We start from the raw sequence: 17,997 nt of genomic DNA, 5'->3' as shown, positions 1-17,997 counted from the left end.
CGCTGTAGCTACTGCGGTTTCGTTATGGAACCGACAGCGAGATTTTGCGGTGGCTGCGGTCGCCCGAAGGCCCGCTCCAGCGAGCCGGCGTCGAACGCGCTCTCATTTCTGCAGTCGAACATCCCCCCCGACCTTGCCGACCGCATCCTGCGTTCCGGCGGTGCGATGCTGGGCGAGCGCAAGCACGTCACAGTCGTTTTTGCGGATGTCCGCGATTCGACTGCGCTCATTGATCAGCTCGATCCGGAAGAAGCGCTCCAGGTTCTCGGCCCTGTCCTGAAAAGTCTGATGGATGCAGTCCATCATCACGACGGTTTCGTGAACCAGACCCTCGGCGACGGGATTATGGCGCTGTTCGGAGCTCCTATCGCGCGGGAGGATCATGCGGTCCAGGCGTGCAGCGCGGCACTGGCCATGCGGACCGCCGTTGGTGAACTCAACCAGCGGACCGGACGGGACATCGCCATTCGCATTGGCATGAATTCCGGAGAGGTCGTCATTCATTCGATCGGCAACAATCTGGCGATGAACTACGATGCCGTCGGCAAGAGCGTTCACTTGGCCGCGCGCATGGAGGAACTCGCCGCACCCGGCAAGATCCTGCTGACAGCGGCAACGCACGATCTCGCGAAAGGGTTTGTGACGGTGGAGCCGCGAGGATTTGCGGAGGTGAAAGGCGTCTCGGAAGCAGTTGAAGTTTTCGAACTGACGGCAATACGGATAAGAACGCGATGGCAGGTTCGCTCCGCGCGAGGCCTCAGCATTCTCGTTGACCGTCAGAATGAAATGCGCATCCTGAGAAGTGCGATCGAGAGTGCTGCAGCGGGAAATGGACAATCGTTATGCATCGTCGGCGCCGCCGGGTTGGGGAAATCCCGGCTGATACACGATTTCATCCGGAATCTTTCGGACGAATGGACCGTCCTTGAGACCGCCTGTCCCTCGCAGCGAACAAGTTCGAGCTACTATCCCATTGGCATACTCATCAGAGCCATGTTCGGGATTGGCATTGATGACACTCCCGAGACTGTCATTACGCGCGTTAAGGAGGGGATCGACCGGCTGGGGAGCAACTTGTCGGTCTTCTTGCCGCCGATTCTCTCGCTGCTGGATCTCAACACCGACGACCAGGAGTGGAAAAAACTGGAACCATCCGAGCGGCGGCTTAAAACCATGGAAGCCGTCAGATCGCTGGTTTTTCATCACGCACAATTGAATCCCTCGGTGATCCTGGTCGAGGACGTTCACTGGGCCGACGCAGAGACCAAGCTCATTCTGCAAAATCTGGCTAGCGCGCTGGAAGGGACGCGGACGGTTCTGATCCGAACGCAACGCCCCGAGGGCGGCCCGGTAGATAGCGGCACAATCGGCATCGATTTGTCGCCGCTTGACGATGTGACCTCGCACCAGTTGATGGACTGGCTCATGGGCGACGACAGCAGCCTCATTCCGTTAAAGCGGAAAATACTGGCGCAGTCCCAAGGCAATCCCCTTTTCATGGAAGAACTGGTCCAGACCCTCAAGGAAACGGGGTATCTCGAGGGACAGCCGGGGAACTATCTGGCCGCGAAACGAACCGGCCGGGTTGAAATTCCACAAACCATTCACTCGGTGCTCGCGGCGCGCATCGATCTGCTGGACGGGTTTCCAAAGTCCCTCTTGCAGACGTCAGCCGTTATTGGCACCGAGATTTCCGTGGCCCTGCTCTCGGAAATGCTGGACGTGACTCCCGCGGAGATTTCCGGCGAACTGCGAACGCTGGAAGCTGCCGATTTTCTCCGGAAAATCAGAAGCACCACATCCGCCGACTATTCCTTCAAGCATGAGCTTACGCGTGAAGTTGTCTACGGCACGATGCTGCTGGGCCTTCGACGCTCCCTTCATGCCAAAGCCGTCGACATTATCGAGTCGCGCTTTCCCGATCGTCTTGACGAGTATATTGATCGGCTCGCCGACCACGCATTCAAGGCCGAGCTATGGGAAAAAGCCGTCCCCTATCAGTTGCGCAGTTGCCGCCGCGCTGTAAAGCGCGGCGCCAATCAGGACGCGATCAACATCTTCGAGCGCGGCCTGGAAACCCTCTCGCATCTGCCGGCCTCCCCCGCCAAGATCAAAACCGAGATCGATTTCCGCCTGACGCTGGTGATTGCGCTCGAACCGCTCGGCAAGCATCGCCGGATTGCGGAGGTCTTGCGCGAAGCGAGCCGTCTGGCCGACGCCTCGGGAGACCCCGTGCGCACCGCCGCAGTCAATTGTCAGCTCGCTGTGGCGCTATGGAGGCTTGGTGAGCATGCCCCCGCGATGGCAGCGGCCGAAACCGCGAGCCGCATTGCTGACAAGATCGGCGATCCATCTCTCCAGTTCGCAGCACTCCTCATCGTGGGTATTGTCCATCACGAGCTCGGCAATTTCGCGACATCGATCGAGATGCACGAAAAGTGCATCGAGATCGAAACGCCGGAGCTTGACCAGAAACGGGCCGGTTGGGCCGCCTATCCCAGCGTTCTTTTGCGCACCTTCATGGCGGACTCCCTGATTGAACTCGGCGATCTCGACCGCGCGGAAACCGTGGCGGAAGACGCCAGCAGGCGCGCTGAGATCCTGGATCACGCCTACTCGCGCGCAAATATCAATCATGTGCTCGGTCGCCTGCGGACGACCCAGGGACGGCATGCAGAAGCACTCTCGCTTTTGCGCGAAAGCTGGCAGACCTGCCTGGATCTCGAAATGGTCCAGATGTATCCCGTCTTCGCAGCCCGCATGGGTGAAGCCCATCTCGCGACGGGCGACGTCGAGACAGCCCTCAATATCCTATCGGTGCCCGAGCGGCTCGACGTACCTTTGGCGGAGCATTCGTTCGGCTGGCGCTATCTTTTCATTGCGCAAGGCCGGGCCCTGCTCGCGGCTGGCCGTCTCGCCGAAGCGCATGCGGCCGGTGAGCGCGCTCTGTCGCTCGCCGAACAGCGCGGCGAGCCCCCGCAGCAGGCCTATGCGACGCATTTGCTCGGTGAAATCGCACGAGCCAGCAATCCGGATGATCCAGTCGCCGCCGAAGTCTATTTCAGCCTCGCGTTGGGGTTTGCAGAGAAATGCGGCATGCGCGCCTTAGCAGTTGCTTGTCGTCACGCGATGGAAAGCTCCGAAAATCGAAACAAGGAACCGAGCATCGCGAACCGGTAATTTCTCTTAGTCTTGACCGGTCGGGTCTGGTTGGATCTACCTTGCCAGCGCGCGAACCGCTTCAATCCCGGGCAGAAAGAAGTAAGCACCACCCCGAACCCGGACAAACGGGCGCGGCCGATCGACGTGGTGGTTCGTTGGCCGGTCCTGAATGGCGACCACATCTCCGGCGCAACTGAAATGTCCAAACGGATCTGTCCCGGCATAAAGACCGCCGAAATGAGTGTTGTTCAGCCATGAATGCTGGATCATTTCGAATTGCCCGGCGATATCCGCATTAAGGGCAATGAACGCCATTCCGCGCGCCGCTTGTTTGCCGGTCGTGTTTTCCTTCTCAACGCCGACTCTTTCTCCATAAGGCCTGCCGCGCCTGATAATGCGATGCATCTTTGAAAGACGCAGCGCCGTATCGGCGTCCGGCCCGACGGTGTCACGCGGATTCGCACGCCGGATGTGAGCGCCGATCGGGCAAGCCATGCCAAATCGATCCTCGAAGTAATAGAGAAAATCATTGCGCGGAGCCGCATCAGGCGGACGGTCTATCGGAACCAGAGGATGGCCTTGGCGCGTCCGCCCGACAAGCTGTGACGCAATCTTCTCCTGCGCGGGCTCATCGGCTCGCCCATAAATACGCTCAGCCGTCTTCGCGACAAATTCATTGAAGGCGAGTACATCCTGCTCAAGTTGCCGGAACACGAGATAAGTGCCGTTGCGCCGGATATCTTGCGGTTCTGTGTTCGCGTCAGCCCTCTCGGGATAGACGTCCGAGATACTGGTACGCCGCTCGTTCCTGTAACCAAGCACGAACTCACCGGGCTTGACGAGAAGAATCCGCTTTTCGTCTGATGTCAGCTTCTTGTTGTTGTCGACGTCACTGGTGCGCTTCCCATTTGCCTTGGGCGATCCTTCAATCAAAGGCTGGGAAATGCCGTCTGTAAATCCAAAGTGCTCTTTGCGATCGTCATAGACCCGGCCCTCGATGATGAGCGGCTCGCCATTCTGACGCAACGCCGGTACAGCAGCTCCCGCCATTGCGCTGATCTCGGCATCGATAAGCGAGAGCAGCTTCGTTTGGTCGGCAGCGTAGAGCAACAGCACGCCGTCGATATCGCGGTTCTCTTTCCAGCCACCCCACTCCCAGAACTCGGGTGAACTATCACCGACATCCCCGAGAACGTTCGACCGGCGCGGAAACTGCGCTTCAGGCGTCGGCTTCGGGGCCATCCCTTCGAGGAACTCTAGTGAGAAACTGCTCAGCACTCCATCACTGACGCGGAGATGCTCCAGCCCATGCGCCGTAAGCGCAAGGTTGATCGCTTGCTGATCGCCGCGGCCCGTCGCGCGCGTCAGCCGGCCTGACAACAGCCTTAACCACTTCCTTGCCGTCTCGACCTCGCTGGGCACGAAGTGCCAGAAGACGTAAGCGGAAAATGGCAATTTCGGATACCCGCTCAGCACGAGCCTCTGAACGTCATCCCATTCAACCTTTTCCATGGCACTCTTCCACATCAGAGGCTTCGAAATATCGCGTCGATGTCGCCGTCGCTCAGCGGCTCGAATAGCGACTGTCTCAGCTCGGTGCTGGCGTTGATATTAATGACACTGAGCGTGGGATATGCGCTGTACCAAGCGATCGTCTCGACCTGGCTTTGGCGGACATAGGCCTTGAAAGGCTGCTCGGCTTGCGCGCCCTTCCAGAAAAGAAATTTCGATGCAGGGAACCCGTAGGATTTTCCATCCGCCGAGACGAACGTATTCGACCAGATGGCATTCAGGCCCTTCACCGCTGCCAGATCGATGAACTCGTTCAGATAGCTTTCCCAGGCGCCGCCATAATTATCGAGAAACAAGAGCCGCTTCCCGCCGTCGATCATCACCCACCGGGCCGACAGAATCGTCGGTATGCCGCCAAGCTCCCCGCGGTTAAACCAGAAGCGGGACAGCAGGTTAATGACAAACAGCGCAAGGCGCAGCAGCCAGCATCGAATGAAGCCCGGCTTCACGGTCGTGATGCTGGCTAGATGATTCTGATACCTGTTGATGCCGCCTTCCTCGCGAGCATACTTCCTGGCGTTCTCCCGGGCTCGCGCGATGAGTTCGGCGGGTTCGGAAAAATTACGTTTGTCGCTGACTTCAAGTGCTCGTATGAGCCCGAATATGAGAAGCCCAATGGCATAAAAAGCCAAAATGCCAATGAGTCCGTAAGCCACAGTGACGAGGATGGCAAAGACGATTGACCGCGCGATTGTCGCGATCTGCTCGCTAACGGCGAACGGGATGTGGCGCGCGACGAGCAGAACACCTACGGCTGTTACGACGACCATCGCGAATGTGAGAAGATCGAGCAGCAGCCGGCGAACGTTTTCACGAACAGCGCTATAGGGCCGAATTTGCACAGCAAGCTTCAGGGAGGTTGCCGAGTAGTTCAGGACAGCCAGGATCAAGCCGACAACGATCAGACGCCAGACAATCGACCAGAAGCCGTACTGAACCGCGTTACCCGCCGACCGGGCCGCGGTCATTCCTGAAATGATGGCCAGCACGACCGAGCCGACAAGAAACACGATCAACGCGTATCTGACGATAACCGCGATCTGGAGCGGGAAACGATTGATGAAAAGCTGATCGTGAGGGTTCTTCGTCCAACTGGTGAGAAAGAGTTCAAAGACACGCACGATCAGCCATACGCCGGTCAACGCAATCAGGATATGGAGGATCGCAGGCTCGATCGTGATGTGACTGGCAATCCAGGGAAACCGGGAAACCATAAAGTTGCTGATGCTGGCGCCGATGTGGCTCACTTGCTCGAAGGCCCGGACGATATGTCCGTACAGCACAAACGGCCCCCACCCAAATAGCGCGCCTACGGCTATGCCGGTGGCGCAGACCGCAACGAACGCCGCGATGATAGCAGCGGCCACAATCCCCGAACGCTGCCGTATTTCCCAGGGCACCGGCGCGGCTTGCTCGGCCCAGCGATTATCGTCCCGGCCGCGGATCACATGACGTCGCACCTCGTCGAGAAATCCGGCCGGTCGCGCGGGAATAGCGTTGCCCGGCTGGCATCGCTTTGACAGGAACGTGAGAATGTCGCGGCGCAGAAGGTTTTCACCCAGGATTTGCCCAACGGTCCGCCCCGGACTGCCGCTGAAAAAAGTGTTCGCGCCGACATCATGATTTGCGAGGTACTCTTCGATCAGTCGTGGCGCGGCGGGGCCGGAAAACGGATAGTCCGTGCAATGCCGATAAACTTCATGCATGCCCTCTGATGCAACTTCCAGCAACTCATCCAGAAAATCTTCTCTTGATCCGTCAAAAGTCGCCTCGAATACGAGGCTTGGAGCAAATTCACCGTCTTCATCGAGAATGACAAAGCTGCAAAAATGAAGGCCTGCGATCTTGTCAAACCGGAACAGAGGCCGGCATTCGATGAGATCGCCGGCGAGACGAGGCTCAGCGTTGTCGCGCAGATACTTCCGGCACGCGTCCACACGGCCGGGATCGAGCGGTGTGATGATGGTCGTGTAGTTCGGGTTCACCGTTCCTGAGCCCCGATGGTTTGCCTATTGAATGTGAGTACAAATGAACATGGCGCCGGTCCCTCATAGTGGATCTGGCCATCGGCTCCGGCTGCTCGCGCAAGACCGGGAAGACGCAGCAATGCGCGCACCATTTCCATGAGAGCGACCTCGGCAACGTACCGCCCGAAACAATGACGCTCCCCGTGGCCAAAATGAATGTAATTCTCAAGCGGCCGATTTGGATCGAAGCGCAATGGTTTTGGAAACGCATCCGGATCAAACATGGCGGCCAATGGCGCAGCCAGAATGCGGGCACCCGCCGGCACGATACGCACGCGCCCCGTTCCGTTGGCGATGATTGTTTCGCGCGGACAGTCGCGAACCAGCAAGGGGAGCATCGGGCGAAACCGAAGGGCTTCATAAATGTAGCGCGTCAATGCAGTGCGCGATCTTGCCACACGCTCGGCGACAGAGCGCCGTTCGACTTCCGAGGCGCGGCTGGTGAGACGTCGTTCATGAGCTTCCGCATCATCAAGCGCTGCGGCCAGCCGCTGGGCTTCCCGCAAGGAATCCGGCCGTGCCACGAGTTGATCGACCGTCTGCGACGTTCCTCGGACGACGGTCGCCAGGCCGGTCGCAACCAGGCCTGTCAGGTATCGCCGTATCCAGTCCTCGTCGAACCACTTTGGTGTGCCTCCCGCATGCAGCAGCAAAGTCAGCCGCGTCAGCAAATTGTCGGGAAGCTCGCTTTGGCGCGACGCGCCGATTACCGACTTGACGGCTTCAATCTGCTCCAGCAGCTGCTGCGTCAGGACGACCATATCGTCACGCGAGTCGATCCAGGGCTGTGAGCCGACCGGAGGGTTCACCATGATAATGCCGGCCAGGTGCCGGGCGGCGCGCGCCATGCGGTGCCTGTCGTTCTTCAGCGGAGCAACGCCGAAGTAGTCAGTGGCGATACGAATGACGGCAGGCTCTGCGAATTCGGCAACCATGTCGATGCGGCCGTTGGTGGCAGCGGCTATCTGTTCGCGGCATTCATCGGCGACAGACTTCCTGATCGTCTCCGGATCGGCCTTCGGCTTGACCATACTCTGGAGAAGCGCTCGCTCGCGTGCATGCTGCTCTCTCCAGTCGACCGTCATCAGGAATGCCCCCCACGGCATTCCCGGCTCGATGACTTCGCCCAGCGTGAAATCATCGAAACGTCCGAGAACCTCGCGGACATCGCTCATCTTGGTGAGGACAACGAGCTTGCCGAAGATCGAAACGGGACGGACACGGCGCAGCACCGTGAAAACAAGCTTGAGAAGCCAGAGATGGCAAAATATGTAGGAGCTGAACCGGTAGCTCGCCATCTTCCTGGCGAGCGATATCCTTTGCAAAAGCCGGGTCAGCGCGCCGCCGTCAGCCGCCCGCCACTGGCGGCGTGAGGATGCGGCGGCCGCGGAAGGGCCGCGATTCGGACCTTTGAGCGTTGAATCAGGAACGTTCGTGCTCATGACGACATCCCGCAATTATCGCAGGCAACGCACGCGTTAAAAATCTGGATCGGCAATTGATTGGTATGCGATTCAGATCGCAAGGTATCATCTCCACCAACGGACAGCCAATACTAAGAGGTCGATGCGTGCGAAGCAGGCGGAAGGGTTTTTCGGAGAGCAAGGATGTCAACGAATGATCAGAAACGTCAGTAACCGCAATGGCTTGCGAGGTTTTGAGAGCGGTGATGTTCTGGACCGTCGGATTGCCGCTCGCCCTTGAAAGAATAAGCGCTCAAGGCGGCTGTCGAATGTGACCCTGCTCACACTCTGCGCGAAAGTATCAACCGCAGCGAGACGACATATTCTCTCAGTCTGTGTGTGAGATCACAGACATATTTCTCTCTTTGCTGAAAGGTTCATGGCAGCCAGACAGGAGGCTCCCATGACAAAGCTCAGCTTCAGCAACCGCCGGTTCACTTTCGTCATTGGCGCATTTTGCGCCTACATACTGTTGGTGGGCAGTCTGATCATTCTGAATGCAGGCAACCCGCACGCGAAGGGAGAAGCAACCTTCGATACCGCGACGATGGATTTCCCGACGTCGAACGTTGTGCCGGGAGAGAAGAGCGCCTCGACCGTAAAGTCTGCTTTCCCAATTCAGGAACTTCACAGCAAGGCAAAGAGCCTTCCAGTTGAAATCTTCGATTCGAACTGACGCTATCGCGCCACGATCCGTCGTGTCGCGAATGCGGGTGTCCGGCGTTCGGCAGGGGACCGGACACCTGCGTGCAGGCTATCGCACGCGGAGCGGTGTCAATTCCTAGATCTGGGCAAAGTTCACTTCTGAACTGCTTTTATACGCACCACGCGATGTAGCTCGTTCCAGGTATGGCACTGCGCTGTCGCAAATCCCCACACCATAGTCGATCGCCCATGTCAGACACGTTGTCAGCAGAATGTCCGCGGTCGTAAACTGGTCTCCCATCAGATAGTGGCGGCCATCCGACAGCGCGGCATCGACATGGCGTAGCTGTTCGCGGAAGTACTCGCCAGCCTTCGCCACGACATGCGGCGCATCGCCATAAATATGTGCCAGCCCCTGATTGGTGCCGTGCCGCCTCATTACATAGAGACTGGTCGAATCCAGTTCGGTCACGATGAAGAAGCACCATTCCAGCCACTTTGCGTAAAGCTTAGGGCAGTCCGGAACGAGAGCAGCACCGGTACGGTGTTTGTTGGCGAGATACGCGACAATGGCCGCGCTTTCGCCGATGGTCAGATCACCATCCTGCAAGAGTGGAATCTTCTGGCGGGGATTTAGCGCGGTGTACTCCATCGTCTTGGTCTCGCCTGACCGCGGGAGAATCGGCCGCGACGTATACGGAAGACCGAGTTCATGAAGCGCCCAGTGCGCGCGAATCGTGCGCGTTGTACCGACACCCCAGAGGATGAGTTCGTCTGCCATCTTACCATGTCTCCACTGATGGGCGCAGATCGAGTTCATGAGTCCAGCCGTCTTTGGATTGCTGGTGAGCAAACCAGTATGCCTCGGCAATGGACGCGGTCTTGGTCAGACTGTCCGGAGGAATCTCGCTGGCGCTGATTCCAGTTGCGGCCTTCATGCGCTGATGAATGGCTTCGCTGTCAACGCCCGCATCGATCAGAAGATGGACGACATGAATGTTCTTCGGTCCAAGCTCACGAGCCATCGCCTGGGCGACGGCGCGCAGACCGAACTTCGCCGCCGAAAATGCCGCAAAACCCTTTCCACCCCGAACGCTGGCGGTCGCGCCGGTGAAAAGCACCGTCCCGCGGCCGCGTGTCGACATGTGTTTCGCCGCCTCGCGGCCCACGAGAAAGCCTGCGTAACATGCAAGCTCCCAGGCCTTGAAGAACAGCTTCTCGGTCGTCTCCAGCAGCGGCTTGTTGACGTTCGAGCCGGCATTGAAGAGGCAGACCTCGACCGGGCCGACGTCCTTCTCGACGTCCGCGAACAATTTCTGGACGTCCTCTTCCTTCCGTGCATCGACGCTGTAGGCGCGGACGTCGTGTCCATCGGCTTTCATCGAATCGACGAGCCCCTGCGACTTGGCAGCCTCGCGCCGCGCAACGCAGACCGTATAACCGCCCCTTGCAAATCTCTGAGCAACCGCAGCCCCGATAGCATCGCCTGCGCCAACAAGAAGTGCGACCTTCGTTTTATTCGTCACTGTCCGTTCTCCAGAAGCTGAAATTGTTTGTCGCGTTAGCCCACGGCCCTGACGGCCTTGCCGGCGATCATTGTGTCGATGGCGCTGTCGCTGTAGCCGAGTTCGTGCAGCACGGCGCGGGAGTGCTCGCCGACGCGCGGCGCCGGACCGCCGATCTCAGCCTTGTTGACCTCGAAGATCGCTGCGGGCTTCGGCTGCCGCACCCGGCCCACCGTCGGCTGGTCGAACTCCTCGATCAGGCCGCGCGCCACCACCTGATCGTTGCCGATGATCTCATTGCGCCGCAGAATCGGCGCACACGGCACATCGGCGGCATCCAGACGCTCCAGCCATTCGGCGGTGGTGCGCTGGCTGATGTACTCCTGCATCTTGTTGATGCGCGCGGTGGCATTGATGAAGCGTGCGCTCGGCGTCGCGAACCGCTCGTCCTTCGCAAGCTCCGGATCGCCCGAGGCCTTGCAGAAGCCCTGCCATTCGGAATCGGAGATGGTGCCGGCGGTGATGTAACCATCGAGCGTCTGGAACACGAGGTCCGGCCGGTCGTTGGGGTCAGCCGCGGCCGCCTCGGAGCCGACCACGGTGTACTGCATCATGCCTTCCGGCCATAGATACGAGATCATGGTGTCGAGCATCGCGACCTGGATGTGGTCGCCCTTGCCGGTCTTCTCGCGTGCATACAGCGCCGACGACACCGCCTGCGCGGTGAACACCGACGTGGTCTTGTCGCAGACGATGGTGCGGATCATCTGCGGCCGGTTGGTCACCGGCTGCGACTGGATGTCGGCAAAGCCGGACAAGGCCTGGACGATCGGATCGTAGACCCGCTTCTTGACATAAGGCCCGCTGTCGCCGACCCCGCTGATGGAAACGTAGATCAGGCGCGGGTACTTCTCGCGCAGTTCCTTCTGCCCGAGGCCGAGGCGTTCCATCGTGCCGGGGCGGAAGTTCTGCACCAGCACGTCCGCCTGCGATGCCAGCTTGGCCAGCACCTCGCGTCCCGCGTCGCTCTTCATGTCGATCGACAGCGAACGCTTGCCGCGGTTGCACGACACGAACAGCGCGGAGAACTCTCCGGCCGCATCGATCAGGGTGCGGCTGCGCCGCGTGCCGTCGCCGCCGATCGGCTCGATCTTCAGCACGTCCGCGCCCTGATCCGCCAGGAACATCGTCGCGTAAGGACCCGACACCACCGCCGTCAAATCCAGAACGCGAACTCCACTCAAAGGACCAGGCATCTCTCTACTCTTTCTGTTTCATGTCATCCGGGCTGCCGCATTGCCGACGTCACACGCTTAGATACGTTCGCCTGACATCGTCATTTGCGATCAGCGATTGCGTGTCGCCGGAGAATTGAACCCGGCCCTGACTGAGCACGTAAACATGGTCAGCCAGTTGGGTGGCGAGGTGATAGTTCTGCTCGACCAGCAAAATAGGCGTCCCGGATGCTTTGACATCCTGGAGCACGGCCGCGAGTTTCTCGATAATTACCGGCGCCAGACCTTCGCTCGGCTCATCGAGGATCATCAGATCCGGCCCGGCCACCAGCGCCCGCCCGATCGCCAGCATCTGTTGCTCGCCGCCCGAGAGTTGCCCTCCAAGACTCCTGCGCCGTTCGGCGAGGCGTGGAAATATCTCGAACACGTATTCCACCGGCCTACGCTTCGGCCGGTGTTTCGACGCACCGTAGGCAATAGCAAGATGCTCTTCGACGGTTACCGTCGGGAAGATGCCGCGATCCTCCGGCACGAAAGCAATGCCGGATCTCACAATCTTATGGGTCGGCAGCCTTGTGATGTCGATGCCATTGAACTCCACGAGGCCGCGCCGCGCGGGCGTCAGCCCGAGTATCGAGCGCAGCGTTGTCGTCTTGCCCGCGCCGTTCCGGCCGAGCACTGCCACGCACTGCGCGGTCGTCACGGAGAGATCGACACCCTGCAGGATGTGGCTTTCGCCGTAATAGGTGTGAAGATGCTGCACTTTAAGCATGGTGCTGCCCCAGATATGCTTCGATCACCTGAGGATTGGACTGAATCTCATCCTTCGTTCCTGTTGCAAGCACCTTGCCGTAACTCAGCACCGTAATGACATCACAGATCGCAAACACGACATCCATGTCGTGCTCGACAAGCACAATGGTCAACTCGGATGACAGGCCGTTGATCAGCTTGATCAGACTGGCGCGCTCATCCGGCGACGTTCCGGCTGCCGGCTCGTCCATCAGCAGAATCTTCGGCTCCGCACAAAGCGCGATCGCCACTTCGAGCTGACGCTTCTGTCCGTAGGATAGTTCGTTCACATTCCGATGCAGCACGGTGTCCAGATGCATCTGCTCGGCGGCGAGGTATGCCTTGCGAAGAACGTCCGAGAACGACCCGCATGACCTGAATATCGAGTGCCGGGACGCATCGAACGCCTGGCAGGCAACGCGCAGGTTCTCAAGAACGGTGACGCTCTCAAGCAGCATGTTTTTCTGGAATGAGCGCGACAGACCGCCCCGCGTGACCAGGTCGGGCCGCCCCTGCTGCACCGGGACGCCATGAATGAGAATTTCGCCGCTGGTCGGCGGCTGCCATCCCGTAATGATGTTGAACAGCGTGGTCTTGCCGGCGCCATTCGGCCCAATCACTGCATGACGCTGGCCCGACGGCACCTTCAGATCGAGGTCGCTGATGACCTGAAGCCCGCCGAAGGCCTTGCGCAAATTCCTGATTTCGAGAGCGCTCATCGCCGTTTTCCGATCAGCGTGGTGATGGCGCCGAGAACGCCGCCGCGGAAAAACGCAACCACGAGCATGAAGAAGATGCCGAAGAATAGATTGTACTCTTCGGTGATCATGCTCAGCGCCTGTTTGACGACGACGAAGACTGCCGCGCCCACGAAAGGCCCGAGAATAACATTGGCACCGCCGATGATGACCATCAGCACGCCCTCGCCGCTCATTTGCCAGCTCATCGCATCCGGATTGACGAAATAGGTGTATTGCGACTGCAAAATACCCGCGACCGCGCAAATCACCGCGGCCAGCGCGAACGATCCGATCTTGTAGTTCGCAACCGCGTATCCCATCGACATCATGCGGCGCTCGTTTTCACGAATGCCGACCAGGACGCTGCCGAAAGGCGACGTCACGATCCGCCACAGCATCAGCAGCGCCAGAACCGCAACGGCGAGAACATAGTAGTAGAAGACGGTCGGGTTATCCGCGCTCACGCCAAACCATGACAGATCGGGACGCGGAATTCCCGTCATGCCGTCAGAGCCGTTGGTCCAGCGCAATTTGATCATCGCGCCATAGAACATCTGGGAGAAGGCCAGCGTGATCAGAAGAAACTCGACGCCGCGCGTCCGCGTGCAGATTGCGCCAATGGCAGCGGCAATTGCGGCTACCACCACCAGCGTGACCGGCGCAGAAACCCACAGCGGCCACCCCAGCAGCACCGTTCCGATGGCGATGCCGTATCCACCGAACCCGAGAAACATCGCCTGTCCGAGCGATACGAGGCCCGTGTACCCGGTCAGAAGATTGATGCCGGACGCAAATACACCCGCAATCATGACTTCGACCGCCAGCGTCATGACATAACCGGAGGAAAACGACGGAAGCGCGCATAGTCCGGCGGCAAAAGCGGCGAACAACGCAGCGAAAGCACGGCGGGACTTTGGAAGCGGCAGACGCTTCAAACCGCCGACGTCCTTCTCCCTTGTGAGGACGGCATCTGCGCTCATGCGACCCTCCCAACCGCGCCAAAAAGGCCCTGCGGACGGAAGATCATCACGGCGATCAGAAGCGCGTAAATCGCAAAAAGCTCAGCCTCCGGAAGGTAGGCCTGGGCAAACGTATCGGTCATACCCACGATAAGTGACGCATAGAACGACCCCTTGAGATTGCCGAGACCGCCCACCACCACGACCACGAACGTCGTTACGACGATTCCGATACCCATGTTGGAGTAGATGCTCATGACCGGTGCGGCGACGACACCCGCAAAGCCGGCTAGAGCGGAACCGAATCCGAACACCAGCGCAAACAGAACATTGATGTTGATGCCGAGCGCGGTGACCATCTCACGGTTGTCGACACCGGCCCGCAGCGTGGCACCGATTAGCGTACGGTCAATTACCAGGACAAGCGCGACAGCGATGGCAATGCCAACCGCGATGATGAAAAGCCGATAGAGCGGATATTCGATGCCCAGCAAGGCAACACGGCCTTTGAGGAAATCGGGCGTGACAATGCTGTGAAATGCCGATCCGTAGATGTACTCGACGGCACCCGCGGTTGCGAACAGCAGGCCAAACGTTAGCAAGGCGAGATCTAGATGCGTCGAGCGTCCGCGCTGAGCCAGCGGTTGCAGAACGAAGAGTTGCAGCACGAAGCCTGCCACGAACGGCAGCAGCGGACCTATCAGCAGCGCAAGCCAGAACGAGCCTGTCTTGTTAGCGACAACCAATCCGAAATAGGCCCCCATCGTGAAGAAGGCGCCATGGGCCAGATTGAGAATGTTCATCAGCCCGAAAATCAGCGTAAGGCCGACCGCGAGCAGGAACACCAGCATGCTCAGTTGCACGCCATTGAGAAGCTGAATCAGAAAGAGCTGCATGTTTCACACAAATTCGAGGGAGGCGAGCTCCGCTGAAAGCGAAGCTCGCCTCGGATCAGAACGATTTCGTGCAACCCGGCAGATCGCCCGCTCCTGGGAACTGATCCAGCGATTTACGCTGCATCTTGCCGTCGGGTCCCTTGACGATCTCGATCACGTAGACCTTCTCGAGCAACGCGCTGTTCTGCGCATTGAACTTGATCTTTCCACGCGGAGCGTCGAACGTCAGGTCGCGCATCGTGGAGATGAACTTGGCGCGATCTTCCGGCATCTGGCCGCCGAGCTTCTCAAGTGTCAGCATGATCGCCTTGCCGTTGTCATAGCCAAGCTCGGCGCTGACGTCGGGTTCCTGCTTGTACTTCGCGGTATAGGCCTTCACGAACTTCTGGTTCGCTTCGGTGGGAATACCCGGATAATGCGTGGCAACATGCTGCGCATTCAGAGCCAGATCGCCCAGCGCCGGCCAAAGCGCTTCGTCATAAACCCAGTGATCGCCAATCAGGGGGATCTTGGTCCGCAGTCCGAAATCGGCGTGCTGCTTGACGACCTGGATTGCTTCTGCGCCCGCATAGAAGGCGTAAATAATTTGCGCGCCGGAGTTCGAAGCCTGCGTCAGCGCGGCACTGTAATCCTTGGTCTTCTGGAACGGGGTCCAGATTTCCTCGATAACCTTGCCGCCGTTGTCCTCAAAGCCGCGCTTGAATCCGCCGATGAATGCACGCCCCGCAGAGTAATCGGGGCCCATCGTGACGGCGGTCTTCACGCCCTTGCTTGCCCAGTACTTTCCGGAAGCATATTCGAATCCGTTGGCGCTAAAGGACGTGCGGGCGATGTATGGGCTGCAAAACTTGCCGGTGATTTCGTCGGCGAATGCGTTGGCGAACACCATCGGCATCTTGTTCTTGTCCGCCAGTTCGGAGACCGCGATACCGACATTGGAGCCGACGACTCCGGCGACCAGATCGACCTTGTCGGATTGCACGAACTTGTTGAATTTCTGGACCCCGACACTCGGCGTCAGTTCGTCGTCGGCGCGGATGATCTCGATGGGCCTCCCGGCGGACTTGTTGCCGTATTCCTCGAGCGCGATCTGGAAGCCTTGATCAATATTCACCGCAAGAGGCGCATAGACGCCCTTATACGGCAGCATCAGCCCGATCTTGATTGGCGTCTTCTCCTGCGCGTAGGCCGTCACGGTGGCTGATGCCGCAAGACCTATCGCCGCTGCCACACCAATGCGCGTGTATCTGTTGAAAATAGCCATCCCGCTCTCCCTATGCCGGGCGTTCCGCCCCGAAACTCCCGCTTGGCCACGGCCGAGCGGCCGCAGTCTGCGTGGATTTTTGTGGGATAGTGTTAGATCGCGAGGCTGATCCTGACTTGCAGGATAGCGCCAGGACTTCCGGAAAAACGCCATTTAGTCCGGAAAGCCGGCCGGCGCGTGTCAGAGAGGGTTGTTGCCTACGACAGACAGCGCTGACGGAACGCGGATGGCGTCACACCGGTCGCTTTCTTGAAACTTGTCGAGAAATGCTGGGCGTGGCTGAAACCCGTCGCGAGGGCGACATCGACGATGCTGTCTTCCGTATCCGACAGCCGCCGCTTCGCTTCATCGATCCGGCGCGAAAGAACGTAGTTATAGGGCGTCGTGCCGACGCTCTCCTGAAACGCCCGCAGGAAATGCCGCTTGCTCAGCCCCGCGATCTCCGAAAGTTCCGCAAGACAGATCGGCTGGGTCAGATTCTCTCGAACGTATTCCTCGAGGCGCCGGAGACTGCGGCCAGGCAAACCGCCCCGCAACTCGCTGGGCGCCTGCTGACTTCTTTCACTGACCCGGGAAATGTGGGCCAGCGCCTGAATCGACCATCCCTCCGCCATGAGGTTGAAAACGTTATCCGGCGAGGCTGCCTCACGGCAGAGTTCGGCGAGGCCGCGGGTCAATCCGTCATGCTCAAAAGCCACTGTGGGATTCGTGATTGCGTGTTGAAGGCGTTCACCCACGAAAGCCGGGTTCAGGAACACCACCGTGTAGTCGAGGGTCGGCCCGACATTCCACTCGCCTTCGATCTCGATGGCGGCGGGAAAGATCGCGAGCTTCGACTTGCCCGGAAACCAGCGCTCTACCGGCCGCCCGTCAATCGTGGCTCTCAGGCGTTCGGCTCCCTTGCCGAACCAGAACAGCGACAGCTCCGGCTGGCGAAAATGCCAATGCATGCGCCCAACCGTTTCTCTGCGAAGCACTTCGATCCGCATGCTCGGCGTATCGGTAATGACGGACGACACAAGATCGCCTCCGACCAACCGAACGTAGTTCTCGCCGACGTTTCCCATCCCAAACCCCGTTCAAACGCGAGTTCCAAGATAGAATGCACCAAATACAACGAAGAAGCGAGGCGGTTCATTTGCTGCACCGCGACATAATTGCTGTGGGTTCTAGCGCCAGATCAGCAAAATCCAGCGGCTCGCGGATGAAAAAACCCGAAAGTTCACAGTTATATAGCCTGCTGTCGATCGCAGAGGGGCAGGCAGCGGCCAGCGCATCTCCCGGATGCCGCGTGTTCAGGCCTCACTGAATGTCGCTGGCGGAGTCGATCCCTACGCCATAGTAATCGGCTCGGCCCGCCGATCTGAATTTCTGAGTCAACTCGCCTGCCCGCTGGAAGGCTTTCGCGGTATCGCTCGCCGTGAGCGCAACTGTCGTGGTTATGTCCGAGAGGCTTCCGCCGGCCGCGGCGGCAAGCACTGCCGAAATCATCGTGGGCTCATCCGGAGCTTCCGCTATGATCAGCCAGTCGTAGGGGCCCAGCGTCAGATACCAGCTGATCAGCCGCGCACCGGCGGCAGCGAATAGTTCCGCAACCGCCTCCGAGCGGTCCTCCGGCCTTGCAGACATCCCCTTGATAGCCGCGGTCGTGTAGCGACCTTGAGAAATGTAGATCGTCATGCGGTCTCCTCTTCTCCGGGAAAAGGGTTCGCCAACACACAGACTTTATTCCACCCA

15 protein-coding genes are annotated in these 17,997 nt (G+C 59.2%); 2 read left to right on the top strand and 13 right to left on the bottom strand.

What is annotated here, in order from left to right:
* Positions 1–24 precede the first annotated feature (24 nt).
* Positions 25–3,180 (top strand): ATP-binding protein, encoded by a 3,156-nt coding sequence (locus HMPREF9695_RS03365; RefSeq protein ID WP_006019382.1) that lies wholly within the window; start codon positions 25–27, stop codon positions 3,178–3,180.
* Between the two features lie 36 nt (positions 3,181–3,216).
* Here HMPREF9695_RS03365 and HMPREF9695_RS03360 read toward each other — a convergent pair whose 3' ends face one another.
* The 3 genes from HMPREF9695_RS03360 to HMPREF9695_RS03350 all read right to left on the bottom strand — a co-directional run bounded on the left by HMPREF9695_RS03360 (position 3,217) and on the right by HMPREF9695_RS03350 (position 8,203).
* Positions 3,217–4,584: a Dyp-type peroxidase gene (locus HMPREF9695_RS03360; RefSeq protein ID WP_245258703.1), complete on the bottom strand. Its 1,368-nt coding sequence runs from the start codon at positions 4,582–4,584 to the stop codon at positions 3,217–3,219.
* Between the two features lie 104 nt (positions 4,585–4,688).
* Positions 4,689–6,719 (bottom strand): hypothetical protein, encoded by a 2,031-nt coding sequence (locus tag HMPREF9695_RS03355; protein WP_006019380.1) that lies wholly within the window; start codon positions 6,717–6,719, stop codon positions 4,689–4,691.
* Positions 6,716–8,203, bottom strand: a complete 1,488-nt coding sequence (locus HMPREF9695_RS03350) for a cytochrome P450 (protein ID WP_006019379.1) — start codon at positions 8,201–8,203, stop codon at positions 6,716–6,718. Before HMPREF9695_RS03350 ends, HMPREF9695_RS03355 begins: the two co-directional genes overlap by 4 nt.
* Positions 8,204–8,627: 424 nt before the next feature.
* Here HMPREF9695_RS03350 and HMPREF9695_RS03345 point away from each other — a divergent pair, with 424 nt between their 5' ends.
* The gene (locus HMPREF9695_RS03345) at positions 8,628–8,900 is read left to right on the top strand and encodes a hypothetical protein (protein WP_006019378.1); all 273 of its coding nucleotides are present in this window, start codon (positions 8,628–8,630) and stop codon (positions 8,898–8,900) included.
* 105 nt (positions 8,901–9,005) lie between these two features.
* Here the strand turns inward: HMPREF9695_RS03345 and HMPREF9695_RS03340 are convergent, their stop codons facing one another.
* The 10 genes from HMPREF9695_RS03340 to HMPREF9695_RS03295 all read right to left on the bottom strand — a co-directional run bounded on the left by HMPREF9695_RS03340 (position 9,006) and on the right by HMPREF9695_RS03295 (position 17,940).
* Positions 9,006–9,650, bottom strand: coding sequence for a glutathione S-transferase family protein (locus HMPREF9695_RS03340; RefSeq protein WP_006019377.1), 645 nt, complete (start codon positions 9,648–9,650; stop codon positions 9,006–9,008).
* Position 9,651: 1 nt separating this feature from the next.
* Complete coding sequence (locus HMPREF9695_RS03335) at positions 9,652–10,395, bottom strand: SDR family NAD(P)-dependent oxidoreductase (protein WP_006019376.1); 744 nt, start codon at positions 10,393–10,395, stop codon at positions 9,652–9,654.
* A gap of 35 nt (positions 10,396–10,430) precedes the next feature.
* A complete protein-coding gene (locus tag HMPREF9695_RS03330; protein ID WP_006019375.1) occupies positions 10,431–11,630 on the bottom strand; it encodes a CaiB/BaiF CoA transferase family protein in 1,200 nt (399 codons plus the stop codon).
* A 49-nt stretch (positions 11,631–11,679) separates the two neighbouring features.
* The gene (locus tag HMPREF9695_RS03325) at positions 11,680–12,381 is read right to left on the bottom strand and encodes an ABC transporter ATP-binding protein (protein ID WP_006019374.1); all 702 of its coding nucleotides are present in this window, start codon (positions 12,379–12,381) and stop codon (positions 11,680–11,682) included.
* The gene (locus tag HMPREF9695_RS03320) at positions 12,374–13,120 is read right to left on the bottom strand and encodes an ABC transporter ATP-binding protein (RefSeq protein WP_006019373.1); all 747 of its coding nucleotides are present in this window, start codon (positions 13,118–13,120) and stop codon (positions 12,374–12,376) included. The genes HMPREF9695_RS03325 and HMPREF9695_RS03320 overlap by 8 nt, the downstream gene beginning before the upstream one ends.
* Entirely contained in the window at positions 13,117–14,121 is a 1,005-nt protein-coding gene (locus tag HMPREF9695_RS03315; protein WP_006019372.1) for a branched-chain amino acid ABC transporter permease, read from the bottom strand. Before HMPREF9695_RS03315 ends, HMPREF9695_RS03320 begins: the two co-directional genes overlap by 4 nt.
* Positions 14,118–14,996, bottom strand: a complete 879-nt coding sequence (locus HMPREF9695_RS03310; protein ID WP_006019371.1) for a branched-chain amino acid ABC transporter permease — start codon at positions 14,994–14,996, stop codon at positions 14,118–14,120. The genes HMPREF9695_RS03315 and HMPREF9695_RS03310 overlap by 4 nt, the downstream gene beginning before the upstream one ends.
* Positions 14,997–15,051: 55 nt before the next feature.
* Complete coding sequence (locus HMPREF9695_RS03305; protein ID WP_006019370.1) at positions 15,052–16,260, bottom strand: ABC transporter substrate-binding protein; 1,209 nt, start codon at positions 16,258–16,260, stop codon at positions 15,052–15,054.
* Between the two features lie 197 nt (positions 16,261–16,457).
* Positions 16,458–17,327 carry an AraC family transcriptional regulator gene (locus tag HMPREF9695_RS03300; protein ID WP_006019369.1) on the bottom strand — a complete coding sequence of 290 codons (870 nt, stop codon included), beginning with the start codon at positions 17,325–17,327 and terminating at the stop codon, positions 16,458–16,460.
* A 235-nt stretch (positions 17,328–17,562) separates the two neighbouring features.
* A complete protein-coding gene (locus HMPREF9695_RS03295; RefSeq protein WP_006019368.1) occupies positions 17,563–17,940 on the bottom strand; it encodes a GYD domain-containing protein in 378 nt (125 codons plus the stop codon).
* Positions 17,941–17,997: the final 57 nt, after the last annotated feature.

The sequence above is a fragment of the Afipia broomeae ATCC 49717 genome (assembly GCF_000314675.2).
In the GTDB taxonomy this organism is placed as follows: Bacteria; Pseudomonadota; Alphaproteobacteria; order Rhizobiales; family Xanthobacteraceae; genus Afipia; species Afipia broomeae.
Note: the sequence above shows the minus strand (reverse complement) of the source record. Positions and strands in the feature narration are given on the sequence as shown.

Bases quoted from the DNA above. Each gene is read 5' to 3' on its own strand.
- HMPREF9695_RS03300 (WP_006019369.1), bottom strand. From the start codon at position 17,327: ATGGGAAACGTCGGCGAGAACTACGTTCGGTTGGTCGGAGGCGATCTT.
- HMPREF9695_RS03305 (WP_006019370.1), bottom strand. From the start codon at position 16,260: ATGGCTATTTTCAACAGATACACGCGCATTGGTGTGGCAGCGGCGATA.
- HMPREF9695_RS03315 (WP_006019372.1), bottom strand. From the start codon at position 14,121: ATGAGCGCAGATGCCGTCCTCACAAGGGAGAAGGACGTCGGCGGTTTG.
- HMPREF9695_RS03325 (WP_006019374.1), bottom strand. From the start codon at position 12,381: ATGCTTAAAGTGCAGCATCTTCACACCTATTACGGCGAAAGCCACATC.
- HMPREF9695_RS03365 (WP_006019382.1), top strand. From the start codon at position 25: ATGGAACCGACAGCGAGATTTTGCGGTGGCTGCGGTCGCCCGAAGGCC.
- HMPREF9695_RS03345 (WP_006019378.1), top strand. From the start codon at position 8,628: ATGACAAAGCTCAGCTTCAGCAACCGCCGGTTCACTTTCGTCATTGGC.
- HMPREF9695_RS03350 (WP_006019379.1), bottom strand. From the start codon at position 8,203: ATGAGCACGAACGTTCCTGATTCAACGCTCAAAGGTCCGAATCGCGGC.
- HMPREF9695_RS03340 (WP_006019377.1), bottom strand. From the start codon at position 9,650: ATGGCAGACGAACTCATCCTCTGGGGTGTCGGTACAACGCGCACGATT.
- HMPREF9695_RS03295 (WP_006019368.1), bottom strand. From the start codon at position 17,940: ATGACGATCTACATTTCTCAAGGTCGCTACACGACCGCGGCTATCAAG.
- HMPREF9695_RS03320 (WP_006019373.1), bottom strand. From the start codon at position 13,120: ATGAGCGCTCTCGAAATCAGGAATTTGCGCAAGGCCTTCGGCGGGCTT.
- HMPREF9695_RS03310 (WP_006019371.1), bottom strand. From the start codon at position 14,996: ATGCAGCTCTTTCTGATTCAGCTTCTCAATGGCGTGCAACTGAGCATG.
- HMPREF9695_RS03330 (WP_006019375.1), bottom strand. From the start codon at position 11,630: ATGCCTGGTCCTTTGAGTGGAGTTCGCGTTCTGGATTTGACGGCGGTG.